The sequence below is a fragment of the Herbaspirillum sp. GCM10030257 genome (genome assembly GCF_042666555.1).
In the GTDB taxonomy this organism is placed as follows: domain Bacteria; phylum Pseudomonadota; class Gammaproteobacteria; order Burkholderiales; family Burkholderiaceae_D; genus Noviherbaspirillum.
The window spans coordinates 335,409-354,127 of the sequence record NZ_JBHTDH010000004.1 but is presented as its reverse complement, the minus strand read 5'-3'; the positions used below and the strand labels follow the sequence as shown (position 1 = coordinate 354,127).

Genomic DNA, 18,719 nt, shown 5'->3' with positions numbered 1-18,719 from the left:
CGCGTTGCAGCTTTGTAAGCTTCCGTTGCAGATGGATTCACTACTCCACGCACCTCAAGCCTCAGCCTTCAACTTCTCGAGTTCGCCTTCCAGTTCGTTGACCGTGTCCTTAAGAGCATCACGTTCAGTCTCTAGGGTAGACATGTCGTCCTCCAGCTCGTTGACCTCTTTTTCCAAGTCAGATATTCGATCTTCGAGGCGGCTGATTTCGGATTCCTTTTCCTCGACCTCATCTTTGCGCCCGTCCATGCGCTCGATAAGAGCCTTTTCACGCGTGGTGGAGTTCGGGTCCAGATCGATGATGTTGATCAGTTCAGCAAGGGACAGATTGGATTGAATGTATGTATTGGACATGATTAGATAGTCACCGGCATAGCAACGATTACTCGGCCGGCATTTGTCAGCCGGATGGGGGTCTTGTTCATGTCCGCTGTATCGAACTCGATCTTCAGCTTGTCCGATTCGACCGACTTCAGAAACGCGGAGAACTCGTCAGGGAATGCGCCGAACGCGAGCGGCGCACCGCTGTAGTCGAAAGGCGCAGTCGCCTCGTTTTCGGTGCTGATCAGCTTGACTATGTTGGAATCGCCGGAGTGAATCTCCACGCGGCTGCGAATTTTTCCAGCGTCAGCGAACGAGCCGACGAATGTAATCGCCTCGAGCAGGCTTTTTCGCGTGATCTCGCCCTGGCTGGGAAATTCGCGAGTGATGAACTTGTCGATCTTGACGGGCTTGTAAGGAGCTGTCTTGAACAGTGCAATGGCGTTGTCGCTGCGCAGTTCAATTTGCTCTTCCCGGACGATCATGGACACGAATGAGCCGACCATATGGCGCGCTGTCTCGTTTGGCACACATACGCCAAATTCGGTAGCGATATGGGGCACAGATTCAAAGCCTATCTTCTTCGTGTCGGTGCCGAAAATCTCCAGACGCTCACTGGTCGAATTTATCTGCACGCAGTTCAACTGTGGCATCGACGGATTCATGCCACAGAACTGCACTGCAAATGCGATCTTGTCTTCTACCAGCTTCCATTCAATTTCAGTAAGGACCTTCTCAGCCGTCTTCATCATCGGAAAGGTATCCGCTTCAAGCGTATTGAGACGGGTCTTCTTGTCGCCACATTCCAGAACCGCCTTCTTACCTTTGACGGTCAGACTTACATCAGCGTCGCATATCGATGCAAATTTCTTTAGCGCAGCGGCCTCGATGCAGATTGCAAACTTTTCGCCAGTGACGTCAACCCAGTGCTCAATCTGGGAGTCGATATGCGATGCGGTGAAAGTGATGCGCTTCCCGGTTGACTCCACCTTTACATGGGTCAGGATCTGCAACGGGCTTTTGTTTCGGGCAAACGGGGTTACAGCGTCTACGGCTCCCCGAAAGTCAGATTTCGACAGAATCATGATGCGTTCCTCTCTGGTTTATTCGACTTGAATGTCGAGACTGTTTTGTAGTGGCGGCTTAAACACTGGGTGGATGTCCACGCCGGAAAACTTGCAAGGTCTAACGGTTTCACGGCGCTGCAGCCGGCCGGCCGTGATCAGCTGATTTACTGCACGGGAAACAGTATTCGCCTCGATGCGTTTGTCTTCGGGCACGTCACGCTGGAACATGCCGCGGTAGACAATCTTGATTTCACCAAGCGACATATCGCCATCGGAGGCGGTGACGATCGCTTCAATGCGGTCGTTCTGCGTTTTAAGCTTGTCGCACGGGATCGCGTGCCAGGCGGCTATAGAGGTGTCTAGAACTGCGGTCTTCATGCCGGCTCCATCGAGGTGCGTTCCACAGGAGACGAGTTAAACATGCGCATAATGCGCAGCTCTCCCTCAAATTGTTGCGGCGGGCGCTTCTTTCGCAGGTGATATGACGCTGCGTTATAAAGGTCACCGTCAACACAACGGATCAGATACTTGTACGTAATGCCATTAATACGGAACGGTCGACCCCATACCTCTATAACCTCGCATTCCGTTCCATTGAGATGCTCGCAGGGTCCAGTCGCGGCATGCTGAACTATGGCAATCTCGCCCACTTCGAATGTCTCATTCACGATTTCAACTCCTCAAGTGCCCAGTCTTTGAATTCCGAAAGTCTGGTGGTAGGTCCACTTGCCGTTCTTTCAGGTGTCGAGTTCCAGATCACTGTCCAGCTCTCAAGCCGGGGAACGACGGCAAATACGTATCGGACATCGCCATTCACGTCGCGGTAGACCCTGCCAGCCTCGATGTCCAGTCCGCCCTTGGGTCTTGCCATTCGCTTAAAGGCGAAGTGCACCAGGGCTTCCATTTCGTCGCGCATGCTGTAAAGCTTGCGCGGCACCAGATCCGCGACAGCTTGGTATTTGCGCGGCTTTCCGGCCAGCTGAAACATTCGTTCGAAGGTCCTACCTTCGAACTGGCAATTGATCGACTTGCACCGCTTGTCGCAGTAGTCGATAAGTTCCTGATCCGTCACGCTGCCAATTCCTGTTGCTGGTGGCGCCATGCCAATTTCTGGATGTAGCACTCCCGACCGGAGCTCAGGTAGCGCCAAACCTTGCCGTCCCAAGTCGCCTCGCTCACCATCTCAACCGTCTGGAAGGGGCTGACTTCATACCGTCCAGCAGTCGTCGGCGGTTCGTCACGGATCCATGAGCTGGACGTCGCGGTCATGCGAAGCTCCCTTGGCCATACTGCAAAAAGAATTCGATCCCGTTCTTGCAGGCCTTCCCAATGAAGCGTGGAGCCTGGTCGGCTGGGAGGCGTTTAATTACTTGAGGCTCGTGATCTACGTTGTCGTCAGGCGTGTCATTCCATGAATAGGTCTGAAAGCCGATTCGACCCTCTGTTCTGAGAAAGCCGTCTTCAGCTGCGGCCAGTAGTGCACGATCAACGGTTGCACGATGGCAGTCAGCGACCTTCGCGACGTAAGCAATGATTTCCCTGCGGCGCAAACCTGGTTGGCGCATAAGCAGGTCGCGGAGTATCGTGTTGGCGCGATTGAGTGGAGATAATGGGCGGCAGCTCATTTTTCAGCCATCCCTTCCAGCCGCTTTGTCAGCGTGCCCAGCATCTGCTCGAGGCGATAGACGGCTTCCTTTACCTTCTCGACTTCGGACTTCTCGACCTTGCCGTCGGCGAGTGTTTGGCTGACCTGCGCGCCGACTTCTCCCTCGGCTTTCCAGATCATTCCAACGACCTCTACGACCGACATGTCCGACGCGATCACGCCGTCTTCTTTGCGATGCAGTACGAAGCCGTGGTTTCGAGCAAGTGCATCGAGGATCCGGTAATCACCGGTCAGACCCATGGCCTTGTCCGCGTCTACCAGCAGCGGCTTGTTGTGTTCTTTGGTCTGGTCCGCCTTGTTGCGCAAGATCGCGGCGGACATGCCCATACGAGGTGCGAGCGACTCAGCGCCGCCTGGATAGTCGTGTACGGTGTTGAAGAAGGCGTCGAGGAGATTCATACGTTTCCCTGAAAATCTGATGTATTTTTGTAATATTTCTTTGCGTACACTTCGCTTTACACAATCAACAAGCCGCTTAAGTGGCTGTCAGGGAGTAGCGATGAACCGCAAATCTTTGTTGCAACTGCGTTTGATAAATCTCAAAAAACCAAATTTGGGCGAAAGAAAAGCCGGTCAGGCTTCCCTGACCGGCGCAGGTCGATGGTCTTATCCCTTGGGGGCTGTTGTGCGACGACCGCGCAGCGTCTTTACAGTCGCCGCAGAATCCCTGACGTACTCCCAATCAGGGTCATCATTTAGTTCTTCACACAAGACTTGGCGCTCGCAAACCTTCTCGATGGTGGGGCAGTATTCGGCCGGAACTGACTTATCACGATTCAACCAATTCCAAATATGCTGAGGCGTCACCGGCTTAGCCGATGGCTTCAGGCTTTCAGTTATGCGCTTTGCCAAGTTCGCTTGACTCCCGCAAATGTCGATTGCTTTTTGTAGGCTTTCCATGAAGAACATTATAAACACCTGTTTATCGAAGTCAACAGACGTTTATGGACTTCATACACAATTGTTTATAGAGTGACGGGATGGCACTCGGAAAGAATGTTGAGCACCTGCGCAAGCTGGCCGGCCTTACAAGGCAGGCGGTTGCGAAAGGTATAGGTATTGAAGGGGACCAAGCGATTTATGCGCTGGAGTCCAGGGACAGTGCACGCTCAGAATTCGCACCAGCACTGGCGAAATTCTTTTCGGTCGACCTGGACGCTCTTATTACAAGAGACTTCACAGAGCTGTCGGCAGAGGAAATCCGGATGTTAGCCCCTTCCTCTGTATCTGTGGTTAGCAACGATCCCGATGAAAGCAACATTACAGCCTTTAGTGAGCAGGCCGCTGAATTGCTTCGACTGTTTGGACTGGCATCGGCGGCTGGCAGAAGGACAATATTAACGTCCGCTAGAAACGCGGCCACCAGCAATGCCAGACTGGCCGCGCCCACTATCAGAAACAAGCTGTAGTCTGTTCCGTGTTTTGCGTCGTTCTAGTGCCGAGTCAACAATGCTATTGGCATAGATTTCCTGCTCCTCCCCGACCAGGTCGAAAAAATGTTGATTAATCATCTCCAGTAGCTGTACGGCGCGGCTTTTCGTCATATTCCCTCCATCCGACGTGCGGATAAGACAGTCTTACCAACACGAAGGTTTACTAATCAATGTAAGGGTTCCGAGCTGTGGTTCTGGGTCGGCGGTCGGCTTTTGGGAACACCGGGCTCTGCGGGGAACAGCGGGAACATCCAAATAATACTGTACAAAAACACAGTATATACCGACTCTTTTAGCGAACAGGCGTGCGATTTCGCTATCCCGACTGTTTACCTCAGGCAACGTAGAAAACACTTGAGTACCAATCCCATAGTTATGGGATATGCCATGTTTATGGGTAGACCTGCCGACCTTTTTACGGTCTAATTGCCGATTAGCAACTTAATATAACGGCATCCGCCGGGCCAACTCGAGGAGCACAAATGGCAAGCTATGTAGAAAGTATTTTGTCGAAAAATGAAAAAATCACTTATGAGGGTCGCATCAGCCTTTGGTCGCTGGCCCCTAATATTATTCTTGGCGTTTTATTGCTTCCAGCTATGGGAGCCGGACTAATTTTTCTAGTCCTAGCATGGCTCAAGTACATATCGACGGAATTGGCAATCACCAATAAGCGGGTTGTTGCAAAGTTTGGGTTTATTCGTAGGCGCACCGTCGAAATCAATCTCGCGAAAATCGAGAGCATCCAGGTCGATCAAGGAATACTCGGCCGAGTGTTTGGTTATGGCTCGCTGATCGTTGCCGGAGCCGGCACGCCACAAGCACCGATCCCTGGGATTTCTGATCCGATCGCGTTTCGTAAAGCATTCATGGCGACACAAGAAGAACATTTGCCAGCACTAACTGCATAGCGGCCCCGCTTGCAAGGTGATTAACAAAATAACTATTAGGCCTGACGATAATTTCCTGCCAAAGAAAAAGCTTCAAAGCTGCTACGTTGATGTAGCCTTGGTGGGAAACTTGTCCAAAGTTTTGAATAATGAATAATTGGCACTCTGTAGATTTTACGTGCGATGACGACCCGTTCCCGATCACAAGCAGGCTTACAGAAGCTTGGCTGGAGATTCGTCAGTATTCACCAAGGCCGAATGACCTCGGAATCTTCGTCAGATACAATCCTTTTGCCAAGACCATTACAGCCTATTTCCCTCCAGGCGCTGAAGAAATTGCCGAAGAGTTCAATGCAAAACCGTGCGAGAAACCATTAACTGATGATCTTGGCCTCCTAGTCGGACATCCAGACATTTGGAAGATCCATTTCTTCGATATGGATCTGGGCGCAACGACGCACTGACCGAACGCCGTATAGATTGAAAAATTCGGTGGGCAATAATGGGCTAGACGGGGCAAATACGCACAACATCTAATGAATCAGAATACTCAAAACATTGCGGCTGAAATTGACGCCGAGATAGAACTGTCGTCATTTGCTGAGAACCTTGCACACCTTAACTCTTTGATACTTCAGTTACGCAGGGAATACCTTAGTGAAAAGCTGAACGATAAGCGGGTTGGAGTTCTAGTCAATGAACTAATGGGTTTGCAAGAAAGCTTAGATAAGCAAAGCAAACGTGTCATTCAGATTAGCGGGGCCGATTCTCCGAGTATTCTGTACTTGAGAAAGCTACTTCTCAAAATTGATGAGCTCGGCGACCTGGGTCAAGAAAAAATAAGATCGCTAGAGCAGCAAAAGGCAGAGCTTGAACAGAATTACCATCGACAGATGCGGGAGTTGGATGAACAAGAAAAAGAAATTGAAACCCGCAAAAATGCCGTGCTGCAATGGCTCAACGAAGGGCAAAATGCCAAGAAACTAGAAGAGTTTCGTAATGGTCGAACGCTCAGCGTTGAGGACATTGAGAGTTTTATCAAGCAGGCGGATACCCCGCCGCCACCGCCTGTTGACAACAATGCATCCACAAAGGATGATGAAGAAATGGAAAAGCGAGTTTCTAAACTAGAAGAGCTTGCTCATGAAGCTCGAGAGCGCCTTATCAAGATCGAAACACGTCTTGAGGGAATGGATGCTCGCATGGCGACTAGAACCGATTTGAGCGAAATGCGAGTTGAAGTCCATAAAATGGATTCAAGTATAAAAACTTGGTTCATAGCAACAATGGTAGGGCTAATATTTGGGTTTGTTGGGCTCTTTTTCACAATGACCAACTTCGTCAAGAGTTCAGCTCCTACACCATCTCAAACTGAGCAAGGCGCGAAGCAGATCCAGCCCAGCCCCAGTAGTCCACCCACAAAATAATAGTCGCTAAAACCTTCCACTAGCGGAGGGTTTTTCATTTCTGAATTCCGCAAGCCTTTTAGTTTATATCCCTATTTCCACGCCAAGATGGGCTGGACTGATCAGTGCCTTTCCCTTGTTCCGCAACGCGCTCAGTTGAGCCGTGAGTATTGATATATGCGCCGCAAAGCAGCAATCTCCTCATTTCGTCGTCTGTAAGCCTATCCACCACTCTTGCAAGGATCTCGGCATACATCTGGATGACTGTTGCCTTGTCTACTGGCTCAACTTCGATTCGCCCCATTAAGGCAAATATCTGGTACTCGTCCATTGCCTCTTTTGCTCGCCTACAAAACGATAGAGAGGTGAGATCAAAATGTCGAGTCCTTAGTTCATTACATTATTTTCATCACTCTTTTGACGTGTTGAGCCGGCCTAGAGCCGGTTTTTCTTCCCTTCCTCTCGCACGACGAGTTGATCAATGTCATGGCTCTGTAATGCCACTCTGGCAATCTATCTGTATTCGAGCTATTCCGAGTGAGCACTGCCTCAGAAGAATAAGCAGTTTGTACCGGGGCCGGCGGTATGCAAACATTCCGGCACCAGCTTCCAAGCCCTCCTCCATGGAGGGCTTTTTATTTCACAACGTTGTGAAAGTTGTTCCATCTGTTGCTAGAATGCAAAACGCCCCTATGTCTGCTTGGCGGCCGCATAGGGGCGTACTTCAACTACAGAAAGAATGTATGAAGAAAAGCACAGTAATAGCAACGTGCCTAGTCAATCTGCACACCGGGATCGATATGTCGCAAGGCGAGTTTATCGTCCGTAATACTTTCATCGACTATTATCCGTCGGATGACTTCGATGCTTGGAACAGCGAACTGCCAGATCAGGTCGCAAAGAACATTATCTCAAACGTAGGCAACGCTTCTCAAATCAAAGTTGCGAAGTTCATTGAGGATCTTTGGGGATAACAAGTGTCACGAGTTCAGCTGCTCCTTTTAAGGGCAACGCTCCTACTGAATCGGCTAATGGGTGCTCAAACGTCCTTCCCTCCTTCCTCGCCAGACGCTCCAATCCGATAGCGTCAATAACCTGCGGCAAAAAACTCAGCACATCGAGTGCTGTGGCATTTGCCGAACTGAAGATCGATACCGGAACACCGCCCTTGATGATCCGGATCTCTACCGTTTGATCGCCTTCCATTAATCCTCCATGTTTATCCATAGCCCCGCAAGTCGGGGCTTTTTTACACCCGCAAAAAACGGCATGGGAATATTCTACGCCAAATATAAACTGTTGTTGACTTTAATAAACACCTGTTTATAATGAAATCCATCGAGCAACAAATTCCACGAGGCATCAGGAACATGTGATGGAAGCGAAAAATAGCGTACCGGGTCGCGATATTGCCCGTCATTTAATGGCAGGTGCCGTATGAACTCGCGCCACATCATCAGTGACGACGACATCGAGCAGCTACGACAGGAAGAAGTCGAGATGCAGGTCTGCCATGCGGAGTCTCAGTATTACCGCCTCCTTCGTCGCGTGTTTATAAGCCAAGCCAACGGCGACTTCGAACTCGGGAACAAGCTTCAGGAAATCATGCGCGACGTCGAGGAGCCGCTGACAGAGACGGAATTCGACGCGTGCATGGAGCACGCCTCCAAGCAAATCACCCTTTAGCAAAGCATGCCGGCTGGGGTGCGCGATAAATCCCCCCATTCTTTCCGCGATGGCGCAGTTATTAAAGCGGGACGCATACCGAATTCTTTTGGATATGACGTACAGGGACAGATCATGAATAAATTTGAACTGATCATCAGCAGGCCTGAAGGCGTGATTTCAATCACTGCCATCGGTGACGTAGGCGCGCATATGGATGCGGCTTGCGAGACTTACGGCGTATGTGGAATCACCGTGCGGTGGCCACAATGATCGCCCGTCAAGAATACAAGCTGGGCGATCTTATCGCCATTGCACTGCAGCCGATCAACAGCCGGCTTCGTGTCCACAGATTAAAGCGTCAGCTTGCGCAAAGCGTTCTTGATATTGCCTTGGCTGAAAAGAACATCGAAAACGAGCGCGGCGTCATTAGTGAGCGCCAGAAGCAGCAGGTAACGATACAGGCTGAGCTGCGGGACTATGGAGTGCTCTGACATGGGATTTGTTCGCTTATTCCGTCATTACTACGGCCGCTGCGGATTCCGCTTTGTACCTGCCATACGGCGCTCGATAAAGGCGTGCCGGAAATGATGGGCCTCTCAAGAAAAGGCGGCATGAACGCTCGTTGGATCGCGATGCGCTGCAAGGAACAACCCTTCTGGACCTTTCTTGCCAACACATTCGGCACAACGGTTCGAAATGAAGAAGAAGCCGTCGCAACCGTGTACCTCTTTGGCTGTGTCGATTCCCGAGCCGAGTTCGATACCAAGCCTGAAGCGGCAAATCGCTTCCACCAACTGTTCCGCCGGCCGTACGCCGATTTCGTCGATCGCACGACAACGCAGCACGCATAAGGATAAAAAGCCATGTGGTTTAAGAATCTCCAGATTTACCGACTTACCGCGCCTTGGATAATGACTACGGACGCATTAGAGCTCGCATTGTCCGCGCAGATCTTCCAGCCGTGCGCGAACACAGAACTGTTTTCCACTGGCTGGTCGTCGCCACGCGATAACGGTCGCCTCGTGCATGCCGTTGGTGGCCAACTGCTCCTGCAGCTCAGCACTGAAAAGAAGCTTCTGCCAGCAAAGGTAATCAACCAGGTGGCGAAGGAGCGCGCCGCTGAAGTCGAGGAACAACAGGGTTTCCGGCCGGGCCGCAAGCAACTGAAGGAAATTAAGGAGCAAGTCGCTGACGAGTTGCTGCCGCGAGCGTTCAGCGTTCAAAGCGCAACCCGCGTCTGGATTGATCCTGTGAACGGTTGGCTTGTGGTGGACGCCGCTACGCCGTCCCGCGCCGATGACATCTTCAAAATGTTGCTCAAGTCGCTTGAGACATTGCCATTCGCATCGCTGCGTACGCAACGATCCGCACTGTCAGCAATGACTGACTGGTTGGCTGCAGACGAAGCCCCGTCCGGATTCACGGTGGATCAGGATACTGAACTCCGCGCCAGCGGTAGCGGCAAGGCGACAGTCCGTTATGTACGTCACACGCTGGAGGTGGAAGACATCACTCGCCATATCTCTTCGGGCAAGCAGTGCACAAGGCTGGCCATGACATGGAACGATCGTGTCTCCTTCGTGCTTACCGAGAGTCTGGCAATCAAGCGCATCACTCCACTCGATGTCCTGAAAGAAAACGCCGCTGAAATAGGCAATGAGGACGAGCGATTCGATGCTGACTTCATCCTCATGGCAAGCGAACTAGCCCGCCTTATGTCCAGCCTAGTCGATGCATTGGGCGGCTACGAACAAGCCAAAGCGGCTTAACCAAACCTATAAGAACACATCAGGGACTTACATGTTCACCAAAGAGATTCGGCACTTCCATTTTTGCTGCGGTATTGGGGGCGCCGCAAAAGGCTTCAACAAGGCAAATCCGCGCGTCGGCTCAATGCAGGGACGATTTCGCTGCATCGGAGGGGTAGACGTGGACGCATCTGCAATTCGGGACTTCAATCGCCTTGCCGGCGTGCCCGGTACCGTGATGGACCTTTTCACTCGCGGTCAGTATGTCGCGTTCCATGGAAAGGAGCCGCCTAAGGAATGGCGCGAAATGGGCCCTGCGGACATACGCCGTGCCGCCGGCAACGAGCGCCCGCACATTGTCTTCATCAGCTCACCGTGCAAGGGAGCGTCCGGACTGCTGTCCGAAAAGATGAGCCAGACAGCGAAGTACCAGGCGCTGAATGAATTGACGCTGCGTTGCATCTGGCTAATGTCAGAGGCATGGTCCGATGATCCGGTCGACCTGATCGTGTTCGAAAATGTCCCTCGCTTGGCAACGCGCGGACGCCATCTTCTAGATCAGATCAACCAGCTCCTGCAGCGCTACGGCTACGCTGTAGCAGAGACGACACATGACTGTGGCGAGCTGGGCGGACTGGCGCAATCGCGCAAACGCTTTCTGCTGGTGGCGCGCCATATCGAGAAGGTTCCGCCATTCCTGTACGAGCCGGAAAAGAAGCGCCTGCGTGCTGTCGGCGACGTTCTCGGTCGCATGCCTTTCCCGGGTGACGAAACAGGCGGGCCAATGCACAGAATCCCGCGCTTGCAGTGGAAAACATGGGTTCGCCTGGCATTCGTCGAAGCAGGAAGCGACTGGCGCAGCCTCAACAAGCTGGCCGTCGAAAATGGCCATCTGAGTGACTATCTCATTATTCCTGAATATCGACCGGACTATCTGGGTGTTAATAAGTGGGAAAAACCTGTCGGCGCCGTATCCGGCCGTGCTGGCCCTAGCAATGGGGCGTATTCAGTTGCTGATCCGCGTTTTGATCAATCCAGCAAGTGGAACGACGGGCAGGCATATGGAGTGCGTCAGTGGGACCAACCCAGCGGGACCATTGCAGGCCAACAGAACCCCGGACAAGGCGTCTACTCCGTTGCAGACCCGCGCGCCCGCGGTGAACGCCACGCTAATGTGTATCGCATAGTTCGCTGGGACCAGTCTGCCGGCACCGTTACCGCTGACTTTAAGGCAACAAGTGGTGGCGGCGTCGCCGATCCGCGCACAGGAAAGTCGAGTCATTCCGGGTTCGGTGTGACGAATTGGAGCGAGTCTGCCGGGACGGTGGCTGGCGAGTCCCTGCCGTCCAACGGATCCTTTGCCGTGGCCGACCCTAGACCAGGCTGGGACCGCCATGGCGGCAATCTGTCTGTCATGGATTGGGAACGGCCAGCGAACACGGTTATTGCCGGCGGCAAGGGTGTGCAAGGCGGCTGGATGTCAGTCGCTGACCCACGCACCGGCATGAGCCGCAGCAAAGGTGACAACTACCTCACGGCCGGTCATTACGGCGTTATTCCGTGGGAATCATCCAGTGGAGCAGTCAGCGCAGCAGCTGGACATGACAACGGTAGGTGGTCAGTCGCAGATCCTCGAATTGACGTCCTGCCGGCACTTGACCAAAAGACCGTCGCCATAATTCGCGCGATCGATGGCACCTGGCACCGGCCGTTCACCACGCTTGAGCTGGCAGCGCTGCAGTCTCTCATCGAACCCGAGGAGCATCTCATCCTCGATGGTATGAGCGACAGCGTCTGGCGCGAGCATATCGGCAATCTGGTGCCGCCAGATGCTGCAGAAGCCATTGCGGGCGTTATGGGCACGACGTTGCTTCTGGCATGGTCCGGTGAAACGTTTGTCCTGAGCCGTATGCCGGTTTGGGTCCGGGATGTTGCGGTCGCAATCTCTCTATCGAGAGAGCAGCAATGATCGCCGCATATCCATTGCAATGGCCAGCCGGGTGGCCGCGCACGCCGGCGCAGGCGCGCCAGAGCGCCCGATTTAATAAAAAGACGACGACCAGACACAAATGGAGCGATGGCAGCACGTCGACATTCCGTGGCAAGCAAGGCCTGAGCGTTGCCGATGGCGTTGAGCGAGTGCTGTCTGAACTGCAGCGGTTTGGCGTTGATCGCCAAGACATCGTCATTTCGACAAACGTTCGAACCCGTTTGGACGGCCTCCCCCGCTCTGGTGAAAGGGAGCCTGACGACACCGGCGCCGCGGCTTACTGGCAGACCCGTGCCGGCGAGCGCCGTGTCATGGCCATTGACCAGTACGAAACTGTTGCCGACAACCTGGCCGCCATTGCAGCGACCTTGGAAGCTATGCGCTCGATCGAGCGTCACGGCGGTGCGCAGATTCTTGACCGCGCATTTACAGGATTCGCCGCGCTGTCGGCACCAGGCACGGTCCGGACTTGGCGCGAAGTGTTCGGTTTCATCACCGATGCCGCAGTGTCGATGGACAGATTAAAGGCCGAATACCGCACGCTGGCGTCTTCTAGGCATCCGGACAAAGGTGGCTCCCATGAAGCAATGACCGAATTGAATATTGCTTATGAACAGGCAAAACAGGAGATCAAAGCATGATTGACTTTGACCCATCTGACTACGACGCGATGCCTCGCAAACGCCGCCTGAGCTGCCAGTGCGGCCCGGATCTGCCAGGCACTTGCCCAGGTGTGGAGAATTGCCCTCACTCTGGATATGGCGAAGATGAAGGCGATAACGAAACAACTGAAGGCGACCAGTAGAAATAGGTGATCGAGAATGAACGCTTCAATAAACGAGAATAAGAGCAGCCAACCTCTATTTAATGAACAGGCAGACTTGCGCGAGCAGTTCGAGGCTTGGCACGCAAAGAAATACATCAGCTCAGAAGAACTTGAGTGGGATGGTGATGGATATGCCGACTTTGACCACAACTGCGCATGGAAAGCGTACCAGGCCGCCGCCCTAGCGCGGGAATCCGCCCCTGTAGAGCAGGCTGAACTTGTAGCCGCACAACGTGCGCCACGAAAAACATACGAACAGCAATTGGCCGAACTGCCGACGCTTCCAATCACGCATTACAACGGATACGCCGATGGAAGTGAGCCGCTTTATACCGCAGAGCAAATGCATGATTACGCGCTTGCAGCTATCGAAGCTGCCCCATCAGTAGGAACAAAGCCGGAATTTACGGTTTCGGACATTCTCGACCTTGCCATGCATTCGAATCTCGGCGTTGTGCAGCAAGGCTTGTGGATTGCGTTTCAAGCGCATCGGGAATGGGTACTGAAGTTCGCACTCGCCCTACTCCGCCAATCGCAACCAGTACACAGTGATGCAAAGGATGCGGAACGGCCGGTTATCAGAGAAATCGCGGCAGAGCGAGAGCGGCAAGTTTCGGCAGAAGGCTGGAGCGAGACGCATGACGATGAGCACGGCGATGATTCACTGCTGATGGCTGCTATCTGCTACGCAATGCCAACGGAACTCCGTCAACCTGTGAAGCCGCAGCATGTCGTAGTTGGTCGAGTAAGCACCCCTTATGCAGTGCCAATTTGGTGGCCGGAATCGTGGTGCGCCACTTGGTGGAAGCCGAAAGATCGCCGCCGCGACTTAATTCGCTCCACTGCATTGATCGTTGCGGAAATAGAGCGCATCGACCGCGCTGCCATTGCTACCGCTACTCAAGGGAGCGGGACACCATGAGGGCTGAAACCAAATTGCTTATCGAAGCCAGGACTGCTGAGGACTTGGTTAGCGATGCCGAACTTGATTCCGCATGGGGAAATGCCAACTTCGGCGGCACCCCTAAGCGTGAAGTTATCCGGCTAGGTACATTGAAGTGCTTGGCGGGATGGCATCAAGGCCATACCAGCCAGACCATTTGCACCGAACTTGGTTTGATCAATACCAAGTACCAAGTCACGGCGAAAGGCAAAGCATATCTTTGGCTTTCGTGTGCGGCAGGCAGCAACTTTTAGGGGATCAGGCAAATGAATGAAACCACATTAGATGCGCTGAAGGATGTCGATCGTCTTTTTGAGATGGCAAACCAGACGCCGATGAAGACCAATGCCAAGGCGCTTATCAGCGTCTACGAACTGGACGCCATCGCAAGCAGATTGCGGCTTGCATTACAGGCTATCGCTTCCCATGCCACTGCACCGACACAAGAATGCCATGATTGCCGCGTCACTCCCGAAGGTAAGCATGAGGCGCATTGTCCTGAAACCGCAGCCCGCAATCTTGATGCTATTAACGATCCTGACGATGACACCGCGTTCTGCAAATGGCGTGAAGATCACAATATCGACTTGGGCGACAAGTGGGTAGCGTGGGCTGGATGGTGCGCTGGCCGTGCGTCGATGGTGGCGCCGTCAGCACAGCCAGTAGACTTGATCTTGCATTGCCCGAACTGCGGCTTGCAGCATGTGGATGAGCCTGACGAGCGTACGCCTGGCTGGCAGAATCCCGCGCACCGCTCGCACCTGTGCCACGGCTGCAAACACATCTGGCGACCGGCAGATGTAGCCACAAATGGTGTTCGGATCATCAACACCAAGGGCAAGAACGATTGCGAAGCTACGCTGCAAGCAGAGCCGGCATTGCCAAAGCTGCCGCAAAGCTTGTTGAATCTCATAGGCGAATATGGAATGGCGAGGACCGACGGCGTGAATCAACTGGAGATCCAGCATCGTTGGTTAAGCCTGATCGACGGGATTAAGGGATATGCACGGAATGTTGCTGCTACACCTGACTCCGCCGCACCAGCAGAGGGGAAAGTATGAAAGAACGCCCTATTCTTTTCAGCGCCCCGATGGTGCGCGCACTCCTCGACGGGACTAAAACACAGACTCGGCGGATCGTGAAGCCACAGCCAGTTCTTAACGGTCATTTTTGGGAGCTTTTTGGCGCCGGTTGGTCGGATCGCATAACGAGTGTTCCTGCAGTGCCAGGCCATTCGCTCGCTGCAAACTGCCCCTATGGCCAGCCAGGTGACCGGCTTTGGGTGCGCGAGACATGGATGCCGGATCCGGAAAACGACGGAACTTGGGCGTACACCCAATGGGCAGGGAGCAAACACTCGCCGTTGTCTGACATCCCTAAACGATTCCAGACGCCGGAGCACTGCATCCATCGTGCCAGTTGGACAGGAAGCGAAATGGTTTGGACGCCGTCTATCCACATGCCGCGATGGGCAAGCCGCATCCTCTTGGAGGTGACCCGCGTGCGCATCGAGCGATTAGAAGAATGTAGCGAGAAGGACGCACGCGCGGAAGGCATTCATCGATACGAGTATTTCTGGCGGGATTGTGAGCATCCCCTTCCCGACATTGCATATCAGGCCACGAAAGACAGCAAGATTCGCTACTCGAATCCGGTCGACGCCTACCGCGAACTTTGGGAACAGATCAACGGAGCCGGCAGTTGGGAAGCGAATCCATGGGTTTGGGTCGTAGAGTTCCGCCGCCTCGACTCAAGAAAGCCCTCCATTTGAATTCGCGTAGTAAAGGAACATTGAAATGAGTGAATTAAAAGCCTTCCATGCCCAAGGTGACGAATACGGAAAGATCATCTTCGCAAAGAGCCATGTGGAAGCTCGTCGTCTGGCGGCCGGAGAACTCGGGTGCGAGTTTCAAGAGATCGAAAGTTGCCGCCGGATTCCGTCACTGGATCAATATGCAGCCACAGGGAAAATCCCGGCCAAAGACCTTATTGAGGATCACGGATGGTGGTTTGAATGCGCCGGCTGCAGTACGCGTGTCGATTCCGACAATTTCGATTACGCGAACGAACAGCGGAGAGAGGCTGTGTATGTCGACGATGTCGTCTACTGCTGCCAAAGCTGCAAGGCCAGCGAAGACGCTCGGGTAGCTGAAATTATGCGCCTCGAAGACGAAGTCACAGCGACTGCCCTCGAAAAGTGGCCTGGAATAACCATCGTGCATGCAAATGGCCATGTAAATAGATTTCAGAATGCCTTTGTCGATTTCAGTTACCCGGGAGGTAAATATTCGGCCAGATGGAACCTGGGTGAAGAAACGGTCAGTGTTGTGGCAACTGAACTAGAAGCATGGAATGCGTTTGCGTCCCGCCTGAAGCGCGCCGCTTAGCAAGCAACAAGGAAATGAAATGAGTGACAGGTTAAGCGCCAATGAAATTGCCGACCTGGTTGGCTGCAAACCAAACCAGAGATGCCGTATGGCTGCCTGGTTAAGAAAGAACCATTGGAAGCATGAGATTGACGGCAATGGACTGCCGATCGTCGCCCGGGCTTATCGTGATCGTAAGCTCGGGATCTCCGAAGACAAAAATCAGAGCAAATATGCCGACGCGCCAAACCGCCAAGCCTTCGCGTAAAGAATCGACTGGCGTCGACCGACTGTACAAGTACGTCGGAAAGACGAAGGTCTCCTTCTATTACCAATATCCAAACGGGACCAGCGAGACACTGGCCAGCGCCAAACTAGGCGATCGGCAAGCGATTATGGAGGCCGAGCGCACGGCGAAGCGCAAGGCCCTCGACATCCAGCAGGGCGTCATTGTTGCCGGATCCGTCGCCGACATGATTGATCGGTTCAAAACCGACATTGCACCGACCCACTACCGGGACCAGACCAAGGATGGCTTAGCCGTGCGCGAAAGTGCGTATCGCAACCTGACGTCCTTTTTCGGGAAGATGTCGCCAATGAACCTGAAGACGGTACATGGCTATCAGTACCTGGATGACCGGGCCAAGGCCGGCGCGCCTATCAAAGCCAATAAAGAGCTATCACTACTGTCGACCATCTGCCGATACGCGATTAGGTGGGGCGTTATGGAATCAAATCCATTCACGGAAATGATGCAGAACAAAGGAGACCGTGTCGTGCGTGCGGTATCGCGCCGGCAGATCGTCCAGTTCTATCTTTGGTCTCTCCGCCAGACTGCGACTATCCGCAATCTAGGATGCGCCGCGATGTTCACCTATTTGACAGGATTTCGAGCTGCCGAGGTGCGGCCGTTCCGAATTGCGGGGCTGACCCCTGATGGGGTCCGCGTGGTGAGCGCTAAGCGCAAGAAAGGCGAAGCGGAAATTGTTAAGCATCGGGACTGGTCCACCAGGCTGCGGGTTGTCGTCACTCGAGCAAAACAAACCTACAAGACAGAACGGATGTACCTGTTCGGCAACGCATCCGGTGGCCCGTACACTAGGAGCGGCTGGGGATCGGTCTGGCAGGACGCGATGTTCGAATGGATAGCATCTTTCGACAGCGTGGCTGCGGTGGCCTGGTCTGAATTGAAGGATTGGGAAGCGAAGCGCCGGGACGGGAAGGTCAATGGGAAATACGTCTCTACCTTCAAACTAGTAGAACATCCTGAGTATTTTTCGCTCTTAGACGTACGGCCGGCCGCCATCACAACGAAGATCGAAAAGCGCTCTGCGGATGCGTATGACTTTGCGGCACACGCAAACCCAACGACAACGCACAAACATTACGACAGGCGCAAAATAAAACGCGCCAGTGCGACAGAGTAGTAGCAGCGCTATTTTGATAGACCTGAATACAGAAGTATTGCCTGCGTTACAACCCCTGCGACAACTTCTGTAGTAAGGCCACCTAGGTGTTGCGCAGCCTTTATTTGAAGATCACCGAGCCAGTGCTTGACGCGAGCACCTAAACCTTTGCTTGATCCTGTGGATTCCTGTTCATCGGAATCGATCGCTGCGGATAGAGCCTGTAAATCTTCATCCTCTACACCCGCGCCCTTAAGAGATTTGAGAAGTGCACTTTTGTCACCGGGCGATATATGGAGATTTGCTGATTGTGTGACGTGGTTACTACCCGCAGCGAAATTCTGAACCGTACCGTGAATATGTGTCGTAATAATATGGCTCATTGCGGATTGACTTATGTTTAGATTTGTCGATGGGACATCACCGGCATTAGGGTCAGCAACTTCCAGATCCAGCGCCATAGACAAAATACGGGTCTTTACGGTATCAATTGCGCCAGCAATAAATGATGGATTGAGTTCTCTCCATGCTCTTACGCACTGCAGCTCAGAAACTTTCTGGGCATATTGTAGCGCTACGACCGGCCAAGGCAGCTGTAGTTTATTGTTGTTTTCCTTGCTACGGGCAAGCATGTCGATCAATTGGTTAATGGGCTGTTGCAAGATGGCATGTCTGAATCTCTCTTGATACTCTTCAGGAAGTACAAAAACAGGAACTTCAAGCGTTGCCTGTCCAACGAATCGATCGAAGAAATACCCGTACGACATTACGGTGGTGCGTCGGTATTCAGGCACTGATTCGGTATCTGGATAACCATTTAGCTCGTGACTAACCCAAGCTCGCAATTCATCATTTCGAAGTCTGGCGCCAAGCGCAAGAGTTTTCCGAAGGAGAGACGGTACATCGCACTCCGCACGTGTGGCTTCAGAAATAATTTCTTGTAGCAGCGCCATTCAATAATCCCCAATCCTGTAAAAATCGATCAGCAA

General features: G+C 53.0%; 30 protein-coding genes. 19 read left to right on the top strand and 11 right to left on the bottom strand.

Features of this window, described 5'->3' with window-relative positions; translation table 11 throughout:
* Positions 1–54: 54 nt before the first annotated feature.
* From ACFQUU_RS08650 to ACFQUU_RS08615, 8 genes are all read right to left on the bottom strand, one after another.
* The gene (locus tag ACFQUU_RS08650; protein WP_382245563.1) at positions 55–354 is read right to left on the bottom strand and encodes a hypothetical protein; all 300 of its coding nucleotides are present in this window, start codon (positions 352–354) and stop codon (positions 55–57) included.
* A 2-nt stretch (positions 355–356) separates the two neighbouring features.
* On the bottom strand, positions 357–1,406 hold the full coding sequence (locus ACFQUU_RS08645) for a hypothetical protein (protein WP_382245560.1): 1,050 nt from the start codon (positions 1,404–1,406) through the stop codon (positions 357–359).
* An 18-nt stretch (positions 1,407–1,424) separates the two neighbouring features.
* Positions 1,425–1,766 carry a hypothetical protein gene (locus ACFQUU_RS08640; protein ID WP_382245557.1) on the bottom strand — a complete coding sequence of 114 codons (342 nt, stop codon included), beginning with the start codon at positions 1,764–1,766 and terminating at the stop codon, positions 1,425–1,427.
* Positions 1,763–2,056: a hypothetical protein gene (locus ACFQUU_RS08635; protein ID WP_382245554.1), complete on the bottom strand. Its 294-nt coding sequence runs from the start codon at positions 2,054–2,056 to the stop codon at positions 1,763–1,765. Before ACFQUU_RS08635 ends, ACFQUU_RS08640 begins: the two co-directional genes overlap by 4 nt.
* On the bottom strand, positions 2,053–2,460 hold the full coding sequence (locus tag ACFQUU_RS08630) for a hypothetical protein (protein WP_382245551.1): 408 nt from the start codon (positions 2,458–2,460) through the stop codon (positions 2,053–2,055). Before ACFQUU_RS08630 ends, ACFQUU_RS08635 begins: the two co-directional genes overlap by 4 nt.
* Complete coding sequence (locus tag ACFQUU_RS08625; protein WP_382245548.1) at positions 2,457–2,657, bottom strand: hypothetical protein; 201 nt, start codon at positions 2,655–2,657, stop codon at positions 2,457–2,459. The genes ACFQUU_RS08630 and ACFQUU_RS08625 overlap by 4 nt, the downstream gene beginning before the upstream one ends.
* A 352-nt stretch (positions 2,658–3,009) precedes the next feature.
* Positions 3,010–3,453 carry a phage regulatory CII family protein gene (locus ACFQUU_RS08620; protein ID WP_382245545.1) on the bottom strand — a complete coding sequence of 148 codons (444 nt, stop codon included), beginning with the start codon at positions 3,451–3,453 and terminating at the stop codon, positions 3,010–3,012.
* A gap of 207 nt (positions 3,454–3,660) precedes the next feature.
* Positions 3,661–3,963 carry a helix-turn-helix domain-containing protein gene (locus ACFQUU_RS08615; RefSeq protein WP_382245542.1) on the bottom strand — a complete coding sequence of 101 codons (303 nt, stop codon included), beginning with the start codon at positions 3,961–3,963 and terminating at the stop codon, positions 3,661–3,663.
* A 71-nt stretch (positions 3,964–4,034) separates the two neighbouring features.
* Between ACFQUU_RS08615 and ACFQUU_RS08610 the strand changes: the two genes are divergently transcribed.
* From ACFQUU_RS08610 to ACFQUU_RS08595, 4 genes are all read left to right on the top strand, one after another.
* The gene (locus ACFQUU_RS08610) at positions 4,035–4,463 is read left to right on the top strand and encodes a helix-turn-helix transcriptional regulator (RefSeq protein WP_382245540.1); all 429 of its coding nucleotides are present in this window, start codon (positions 4,035–4,037) and stop codon (positions 4,461–4,463) included.
* A 506-nt stretch (positions 4,464–4,969) separates the two neighbouring features.
* On the top strand, positions 4,970–5,398 hold the full coding sequence (locus ACFQUU_RS08605; protein WP_382245537.1) for a PH domain-containing protein: 429 nt from the start codon (positions 4,970–4,972) through the stop codon (positions 5,396–5,398).
* Positions 5,399–5,526: 128 nt separating this feature from the next.
* On the top strand, positions 5,527–5,841 hold the full coding sequence (locus tag ACFQUU_RS08600) for a hypothetical protein (RefSeq protein ID WP_382245534.1): 315 nt from the start codon (positions 5,527–5,529) through the stop codon (positions 5,839–5,841).
* A gap of 72 nt (positions 5,842–5,913) precedes the next feature.
* A complete protein-coding gene (locus ACFQUU_RS08595) occupies positions 5,914–6,804 on the top strand; it encodes a hypothetical protein (protein ID WP_382245531.1) in 891 nt (296 codons plus the stop codon).
* A gap of 58 nt (positions 6,805–6,862) precedes the next feature.
* On the opposite strand, the gene ACFQUU_RS08590 is transcribed toward ACFQUU_RS08595, so the two are convergent.
* Positions 6,863–7,114 carry a hypothetical protein gene (locus ACFQUU_RS08590; protein ID WP_382245528.1) on the bottom strand — a complete coding sequence of 84 codons (252 nt, stop codon included), beginning with the start codon at positions 7,112–7,114 and terminating at the stop codon, positions 6,863–6,865.
* Positions 7,115–7,526: 412 nt separating this feature from the next.
* Here ACFQUU_RS08590 and ACFQUU_RS08585 point away from each other — a divergent pair, with 412 nt between their 5' ends.
* Positions 7,527–7,757 (top strand): hypothetical protein, encoded by a 231-nt coding sequence (locus ACFQUU_RS08585; RefSeq protein ID WP_382245525.1) that lies wholly within the window; start codon positions 7,527–7,529, stop codon positions 7,755–7,757.
* Here the strand turns inward: ACFQUU_RS08585 and ACFQUU_RS08580 are convergent.
* On the bottom strand, positions 7,735–7,989 hold the full coding sequence (locus ACFQUU_RS08580; protein WP_382245523.1) for a hypothetical protein: 255 nt from the start codon (positions 7,987–7,989) through the stop codon (positions 7,735–7,737). The two genes, ACFQUU_RS08585 and ACFQUU_RS08580, sit on opposite strands and share 23 nt — an antisense overlap.
* Before the next feature lie 231 nt (positions 7,990–8,220).
* Here ACFQUU_RS08580 and ACFQUU_RS08575 point away from each other — a divergent pair, with 231 nt between their 5' ends.
* From ACFQUU_RS08575 to ACFQUU_RS08510, 14 genes are all read left to right on the top strand, one after another.
* Positions 8,221–8,469 carry a hypothetical protein gene (locus ACFQUU_RS08575; RefSeq protein ID WP_382245520.1) on the top strand — a complete coding sequence of 83 codons (249 nt, stop codon included), beginning with the start codon at positions 8,221–8,223 and terminating at the stop codon, positions 8,467–8,469.
* Positions 8,470–8,583: 114 nt separating this feature from the next.
* A complete protein-coding gene (locus ACFQUU_RS08570) occupies positions 8,584–8,721 on the top strand; it encodes a hypothetical protein (protein WP_382245517.1) in 138 nt (45 codons plus the stop codon).
* Positions 8,718–8,942: a hypothetical protein gene (locus ACFQUU_RS08565; protein ID WP_382245515.1), complete on the top strand. Its 225-nt coding sequence runs from the start codon at positions 8,718–8,720 to the stop codon at positions 8,940–8,942. The genes ACFQUU_RS08570 and ACFQUU_RS08565 overlap by 4 nt, the downstream gene beginning before the upstream one ends.
* A 93-nt stretch (positions 8,943–9,035) precedes the next feature.
* Positions 9,036–9,302: a hypothetical protein gene (locus ACFQUU_RS08560; protein ID WP_382245512.1), complete on the top strand. Its 267-nt coding sequence runs from the start codon at positions 9,036–9,038 to the stop codon at positions 9,300–9,302.
* A gap of 12 nt (positions 9,303–9,314) precedes the next feature.
* The gene (locus tag ACFQUU_RS08555) at positions 9,315–10,220 is read left to right on the top strand and encodes a recombination-associated protein RdgC (protein ID WP_382245510.1); all 906 of its coding nucleotides are present in this window, start codon (positions 9,315–9,317) and stop codon (positions 10,218–10,220) included.
* Between the two features lie 31 nt (positions 10,221–10,251).
* On the top strand, positions 10,252–12,168 hold the full coding sequence (locus ACFQUU_RS08550) for a DNA cytosine methyltransferase (protein ID WP_382245507.1): 1,917 nt from the start codon (positions 10,252–10,254) through the stop codon (positions 12,166–12,168).
* A complete protein-coding gene (locus tag ACFQUU_RS08545; protein ID WP_382245504.1) occupies positions 12,165–12,830 on the top strand; it encodes a hypothetical protein in 666 nt (221 codons plus the stop codon). Before ACFQUU_RS08550 ends, ACFQUU_RS08545 begins: the two co-directional genes overlap by 4 nt.
* Complete coding sequence (locus tag ACFQUU_RS08540; RefSeq protein ID WP_382245501.1) at positions 12,827–12,994, top strand: hypothetical protein; 168 nt, start codon at positions 12,827–12,829, stop codon at positions 12,992–12,994. The genes ACFQUU_RS08545 and ACFQUU_RS08540 overlap by 4 nt, the downstream gene beginning before the upstream one ends.
* A 16-nt stretch (positions 12,995–13,010) precedes the next feature.
* Complete coding sequence (locus ACFQUU_RS08535; protein WP_382245498.1) at positions 13,011–13,937, top strand: hypothetical protein; 927 nt, start codon at positions 13,011–13,013, stop codon at positions 13,935–13,937.
* Between the two features lie 287 nt (positions 13,938–14,224).
* A complete protein-coding gene (locus tag ACFQUU_RS08530) occupies positions 14,225–15,019 on the top strand; it encodes a hypothetical protein (RefSeq protein WP_382245495.1) in 795 nt (264 codons plus the stop codon).
* Complete coding sequence (locus ACFQUU_RS08525) at positions 15,016–15,729, top strand: hypothetical protein (RefSeq protein WP_382245492.1); 714 nt, start codon at positions 15,016–15,018, stop codon at positions 15,727–15,729. The genes ACFQUU_RS08530 and ACFQUU_RS08525 overlap by 4 nt, the downstream gene beginning before the upstream one ends.
* A 25-nt stretch (positions 15,730–15,754) precedes the next feature.
* A complete protein-coding gene (locus ACFQUU_RS08520) occupies positions 15,755–16,345 on the top strand; it encodes a hypothetical protein (protein ID WP_382245489.1) in 591 nt (196 codons plus the stop codon).
* A gap of 19 nt (positions 16,346–16,364) precedes the next feature.
* The gene (locus tag ACFQUU_RS08515) at positions 16,365–16,592 is read left to right on the top strand and encodes a DUF4224 domain-containing protein (protein WP_382245486.1); all 228 of its coding nucleotides are present in this window, start codon (positions 16,365–16,367) and stop codon (positions 16,590–16,592) included.
* Positions 16,558–17,751 (top strand): hypothetical protein, encoded by a 1,194-nt coding sequence (locus ACFQUU_RS08510; RefSeq protein WP_382245483.1) that lies wholly within the window; start codon positions 16,558–16,560, stop codon positions 17,749–17,751. The genes ACFQUU_RS08515 and ACFQUU_RS08510 overlap by 35 nt, the downstream gene beginning before the upstream one ends.
* A gap of 8 nt (positions 17,752–17,759) precedes the next feature.
* On the opposite strand, the gene ACFQUU_RS08505 is transcribed toward ACFQUU_RS08510, so the two are convergent.
* Positions 17,760–18,683 (bottom strand): hypothetical protein, encoded by a 924-nt coding sequence (locus ACFQUU_RS08505; RefSeq protein WP_382245480.1) that lies wholly within the window; start codon positions 18,681–18,683, stop codon positions 17,760–17,762.
* Between the last annotated feature and the right edge of the window lie 36 nt (positions 18,684–18,719).